The sequence below is a fragment of the Actinocrinis sp. genome, from assembly GCF_035650855.1.
Taxonomy (GTDB): Bacteria; Actinomycetota; Actinomycetes; order Streptomycetales; family Catenulisporaceae; genus Actinocrinis.
On sequence record NZ_DASRGV010000393.1, the window covers coordinates 1 to 5,882 of the forward strand.

The following is a 5,882-nucleotide window of genomic DNA, read 5'->3' on the forward strand; positions in this document are numbered from 1 at the left end:
GGTCAACACGTGCGCCAATTCGCCACCAACCTCCCGGATGCGCACCAGCAGGCGCACGAGACGGTGCAGCAGCTCGGCCAGGCGTATCAAGGCGCGGGATACGAGGCGCTGCTGGCCAAATGGTCGAGCACGTCGACGCAGCACCTCACCGAACTGGTCGACGGCTGCCATGTCGTGGCCGACGCGCTCGAGGTGGCGGCCGACGTCATCATCGGCATGAAGGTGGAGGCGATCGCGGAACTGGTCGTGATGGCCGCCACGTTCATCGCCGACCAGGCCGCCGCGGTGGCCACCCTCGGCATCGCGGAGGCGGCCGAGGCCCTGGTGATCGAGGCCGGAAAGAAGATCGTCGAGTTCCTCAAGCAGCAGCTGATCCAGCACATCGTGGCCGAGGTGATCGAGGCCGCGGTCAAGCCGCTGATGGACAAGGTCTCCGCCGCGGTCAGCGGCCTGGTCTTCCAGGCGGCCGAGAGCGCGCTCGGCGTCTCCGGGGCGGGCGGCTCGGTCGGCGCCGGCTTCGCCATCGACACCGAACTGGTCAAGGGGCACGCCGCCGCCATGAGACAACACGCTGAGACGGTCGCCGGGCACGCGCAGACCTTCGCGGCGAACGCGGGAGCGCTGAACTTCTCATGACCGACGAGATCGTCGAGGTGGTCGAGAAGGACCTGGCCAAGCCGGTCCTGGAGTCGATCGAGAAGGTGGGCGAGACGGTCCCCAGGCACTTCGGGGAGATCGGCGAGAAGCTCGAGCAGTCCGCGGTGGCCCACGTGGAGAACGAGGCCGGGGTCGTCGCGAAGATCGAGGGCATCGGCAAGGGCGACGCGGAAGGCTCGCTCAGCGGCGCGGAATCCGAGGTCTCCGGGTCCAGGGGCGGGTCCGGCGGCAGCGAGCCCGAGCCGCTCGGCGGTGGCGGCGACGAGGTCACCGACGGGCAGGTGCCGGGTGCGCAAGGTGCGAGCGACGACCCGGTGGACCTGGTCAGCGGGCAGATGTTCCTGCCGCAGCAGGACGTGGCGCTGCCCGGTGTGCTGCCGCTGCTGCTGGAGCGGATGCACCGCTCGGACTACCGCAAGGGCCGCTGGTTCGGCCGGTCGTGGGCCTCCACGCTCGATCAGCGTGTTGAGATCGACGCGGACGGCATCCACTACGCCGCGCCGGACGGCGTGGTCTTGCACTACCAGGTGCCGACCCAGCCCGGTCAGGAGGTGCTGCCGAGCGAGGGCGCGCGCTGGCCGCTGCGCTGGGATCGGGCCGGTGACACGATCCTGGTCCGGCAGCCGGAATCGGGCCGCACGCTGCATTTCCCGCCCGGGCCCACCCCCGAGACAGCCCGGCCGGTGCAGGCGGTCAGCGACCGCAACGGCAACCGGATCACCTTCGTGCACGACGACGAGGGCCTGCCCACGGACGTCTACCACACCGGCGGCTACCACGTGATCGTGGACAGCGAGCTGACCAGCGCCGGTCCGCGGATATCAGGGCTCAGGCTCGCCGACCCGGCCGGTGGAGACGCCGCGGCGCTTGTCGGCTTCCGCTACGACCCGCTGGGCCGGCTCACCGACCTGCTCGACTCCTCCGGCCGCCCGCTGATCTTCGAATACGACCGCGACGACCGGGTGACCGGCTGGACCGACCGCAACGGCAACCGGTACGAGTACGGGTACGACGACTCCGGCCGCGTGGTGCGCGCCAACGGCACCGGCGGCTACCTCGCCGCGACCTTCGCCTACGACCTCGAAGCGCGCACCACCACCATCACCGATTCGCTCGGCCACCCGACCGTCTACCACTGGAACGAACGCGGCCAGACGATCCGCGTGGTGAACCCGCTCGGCGCCGAGACGGTCACCGAGCAGGACCGCTACAACCGGCCGCTCGCCATCACCGACCCGCTCGGCCGCGCCACCCGCTACGTGCGCGATGAGCACGGCGACCCGGTGCGGATCGAGCGCCCGGACGGCAGCGCGTTGCAGATCACGTACAACGAACTGAGGCTGCCCACCACGATCATCGGCCCCGGCGGCACCGTGTGGCAGTACTCGTATGACGAGCGCGGCAACCTCACCGCCGTGACCGCTCCGGACGGCGCCGTCACCGCGTACGAGTACGACGAACGCGGCGCGATGACCGCCGAGACCGACGCGCTCGGGCAAGTGACCCGCTTCGAGACGAACGGCGCGGGTCTCCCGGTCGCGATCACCGACGCGGCCGGCTCGCAGGCCCGGCTCCAGCGCGACGCGTTCGGCCGCATCGCCACCGTCACCGACGCGCTCGGCGCCGTTTCCAGCCTGGGCTGGACTGTCGAAGGGGCGCCTGCGTGGCGCGTCCTGCCAGACGGTGCACGCGAGGAATGGACGTACGACGGTGAGGGCAATCTCGTCGAATACCGAGACCCGGCCGGTGGCACGGCGCGGTTCGAATACGGCCCCTTCGACAAGCCGATCGCGCGCACCGACCCATCCGGAGCGGTCTATCGCTTCGGCTACGACACCGAGCTGCGACTGGTCAAGGTCACCAACGCCGCCGGTCTCACCTGGAGCTACGAGTACGACGCCGCCGACAACCTCGTCGCCGAGACGGACTTCAATGGCCGTACCCTGAGATACCGGCACGACGCGGCGCACCAGCTCATCGAGCGCGTGAACGGCGCCGAACAGGTCGTCGGCTATCACCGCGACGCGCTCGGCCGTGTCACCGAACGCGACGTCGAGGGCGCGATACACCGGCTCGTCTACAGCCCTGCCGGCCACCTGATCCACGCCGAGAGCCCTGACTCAACCCTCGACTACACGCGCGACATGCTCGGTCGCATCCTCACCGAGACGGTCGACGGCCGGACGCTGATCAACGAGTACGACGCCGCCGGCCGCCGGATCCGCCGCACAACGCCCTCCGGAGCTGCATCGCAGTGGACGTATAGCGCCACCGGTCTTCCGGCGACGCTCGCGACGGACAACGGCGCGCTCACCTTCCAGCACGACGCGATCGGCCAGGAGACGCTCCGGTACGTGGGCGCCGGTGCCGCGATCGCACAGAGCTTTGATGTGGCAGGCCGCCTTGCCTCGCAAGCGATCTGGGCCTACGACCAGTCCGGGTCGGGCCAGGAACCGGCGCTGCTCCAGCAACGCGCGTACACGTACCGCCCCGACGGCCTGCTCTCCGAACTGACCGACCAGTTGCGCGGAGCCCGCAGCTACGACCTCGACCCGATCGGCCGCGTCACCGCCGTACACGCGGCCAACTGGTCAGAGACCTACGCCTACGACGCGCTCGGCAACCTGGCGCAGGCCACCGCTCCCGGCGACGAAGAGAGCCGAGGCGAACTCGGACACGAGGGCACCCTCGTGCGCAGCGCCGGCCGCGTCACCTACGAACACGACGCGCAAGGCCGACTCGTGCGGACCACCCGACGCACCCTCTCCGGCCAGACGAAGCAATGGCAGTACACCTGGGACGCCGACGATCGCATCACCGAGGTCGTCACGCCCGACGCCACATGGCGCTACATCTACGACCCCGTCGGCCGCCGCACCGCGAAGCAGCGCCTTGACGCAGAAGGCGCCGTGGCCGAAGAGGTCGCCTTCACTTGGGACGGCTCGCGCCTCGCCGAGCAGCTGACGACCGCCGTGGACGGCACGACGACCGCGGTCAGCTGGGACTGGGAGCCCGGCGGCCACCGCGCCCTGACCCAGACCCGCCGCAGCTGGGCAGCCACGGCCCCGCAGGCCGAGATCGACGCGGCGTTCTACGCGATCGTCACCGACCAGGCCGGGCTGCCCACCGAGCTGGTCGCCCCGGACGGCCGGATCGCGTGGCACACGACGACCAGCCTCTGGGGCACCCCGATCACCGCCCCGGACTCAGACCTCGACTGTCCGCTGCGTTTCGCCGGCCAGTACCACGATGCCGAGACCGGCCTGCACTACAACTACTTCCGCTACTACGACCCGTCGACGGGCGCGTACGCCTCCGCGGATCCGCTCGGCCTGGGCCCGGCGCCCAACCCGCACCGCTACGTCGACAACCCGCTCGCCTCGATCGACCCGCTCGGCCTCGCGCCGTACACCCCGCCGCCGCCAGGCTCGAAGGCCAGCCTCAGCGCCGGCGACCAGGCCAGCTACGACACGCTGCGGCAGGCGGTGGACCGCTCTGCCGCCCGCACCCCGGCGCAGATCCGGGCGAACCTGAGCCCGGCGCAGATCGCCCGCGGGCAGCAGGAGCCTTACCTGCAGCGGATGTTCGTCGGCTCGGAGATCGAGAAGGGCGCGGCGAACGACCCGGCGGTGATCGGCGACCCGAACATCACCCACCTGGGTACCTCCTCGCCTGGACAGCCCGTGGCCGACTTCCAGATCGGCAGCGGCGGCTACAACGTGGACGTGACCGGCGGCAGCGCCAGCTCCTACAACACGCACATGAACCGGCCGTACATCAGCCACGGGGACCAGATCATGCAATATCCGACGATCTCCGACGCCGACCTGAAACAGATCTTCAAGTAGAGTCGGCACATGCGAGAGCAGATCGGCGGCCAGACCTTCACCCGGCTGCGCCAGGTCGGCAGCGGGCGCGCGTTCGAGGGGCTCGACCTGGAGCGGGTCAAGTTCGACTCGTGCATCCTGGCGCAGCACGACGATCCCGGGTTCGGGCTGGCCGTGCGGGACGTGACGATCAACCGCTCCTCGGCGGCGAACTGCTCGGTGCATGGAGTGCGCTTCGAGGACGTGACCGTGGACGGGCTCTCCCTGGCCAAGCTGCACCAGCTGGCCGGGTGCGTCTTCAAGCACGTCACGCTGAAGGGCCGGATCGGTCCGCTGATGACGGTGCCGGTGAACTACAGCATCGAGGAGCACGTGCAGGCCGCGTTCAACGCCGCGATCGAGGCGTACTACCGGGACGTGGACTGGGCGCTGGACATCTCGGCGGCCGAGTTCAGCGACGCGGACTTCTACATGGTGCCGGGACATCTGGTGCGCCGCGATCCGGAGACGCAGTTCCTGCTGCACCGGGACGTCGTGGACAAGACTCAGGGCGTTGAGCTGCCGGTGTACGCGGGGATCGCCGTTTCGCGCTTCGAGCTGACACCCTTCGACTCACTGGTGGCCATCGCGCCGCGCCGGTCGAAGAACTTCGCGCAGTATCTGGCGGACCTGGAGCACCTGCGCCGGGCCGGCCTGGCGGAGTGAAGAGGGCTTCTGCGTCAGCCTTCTGATTCTGATTCTGATCGGGGTCGCGCCGGCTTCCTGCCCGGACTTTCCCGGCAAGCGTTACCTCGATTGGACCCTCGACGACCCGGCAGGACAGGGCATCGAGGCAGTGCGAGCGATCCGCGACACGATCGAGCAGCGGGTACGCGCCCTGATCAATGACCTGCTGGCCGACGGCGGTGCGGCGTGAACGCTCCCGCGAAGGAGCGCTGCGATACGCGGCTCCCGATGTCAGTGGTGGAAGGCGGTGCGCTTCTTCACGCCGTGCTCGCTCATCGGACCAGGCTGCAGGTGCAGTTCGGGCAGCAGCCGGTTCAGGTCGGCGAGTAAGAGGTCTGCCAGGTCCATGGAGAACCCGTTGCGGCACACCAGCCGGATCACCGCCAGGTCCTCGCGGTTAGCCGGAAAGGTGTACGCGGGCACCTGCCAGCCGCGCTCGCGCAGCCGCCGCGAGACGTCGAACACATCGAAGTTCGTGACCTCGTCGCGCGTGGTGAACGCGAAGACCGGCAGTTCGTCGCCGCGGGTCAGCAGCCGGAACGCCCCGGTCGCCTCGACACCCTGCGCCAGGTGCTCCGCCACGTCGCGGGCCGCCTGCTGCACCGCGCGGTAGCCGTCCCGGCCGAGCCGCAGGAAGTTGTAGTACTGCGCGACGACCTCGGCGCCCGGGCG

The 5,882-nt window shown here is 69.9% G+C and carries 3 protein-coding genes and 2 pseudogenes; 4 read left to right on the plus strand and 1 reads right to left on the minus strand.

What is annotated here, in order from left to right; translation table 11 throughout:
* The 4 genes and pseudogenes from VFB40_RS27575 to VFB40_RS28710 all read left to right on the plus strand — a co-directional run.
* Window positions 1-636, plus strand: a 636-nt coding sequence (locus tag VFB40_RS27575) for a hypothetical protein (protein ID WP_324855811.1), incomplete at its 5' end; no start/stop codon positions are given.
* The gene (locus VFB40_RS27580) at window positions 633-4,505 is read left to right on the plus strand and encodes a DUF6531 domain-containing protein (RefSeq protein ID WP_324855813.1); all 3,873 of its coding nucleotides are present in this window, start codon (window positions 633-635) and stop codon (window positions 4,503-4,505) included. The genes VFB40_RS27575 and VFB40_RS27580, both read left to right, overlap by 4 nt.
* A gap of 9 nt (window positions 4,506-4,514) precedes the next feature.
* Window positions 4,515-5,189 (plus strand): hypothetical protein, encoded by a 675-nt coding sequence (locus tag VFB40_RS27585; RefSeq protein WP_324855815.1) that lies wholly within the window; start codon window positions 4,515-4,517, stop codon window positions 5,187-5,189.
* Window positions 5,190-5,244: 55 nt separating this feature from the next.
* A pseudogene (locus tag VFB40_RS28710) lies at window positions 5,245-5,400 on the plus strand (phosphotyrosine protein phosphatase); the annotation flags it as partial.
* Between the two features lie 41 nt (window positions 5,401-5,441).
* Here the strand turns inward: VFB40_RS28710 and VFB40_RS27590 are convergent.
* Window positions 5,442-5,882, minus strand: a pseudogene (locus VFB40_RS27590) (glutamate decarboxylase); the annotation flags it as partial.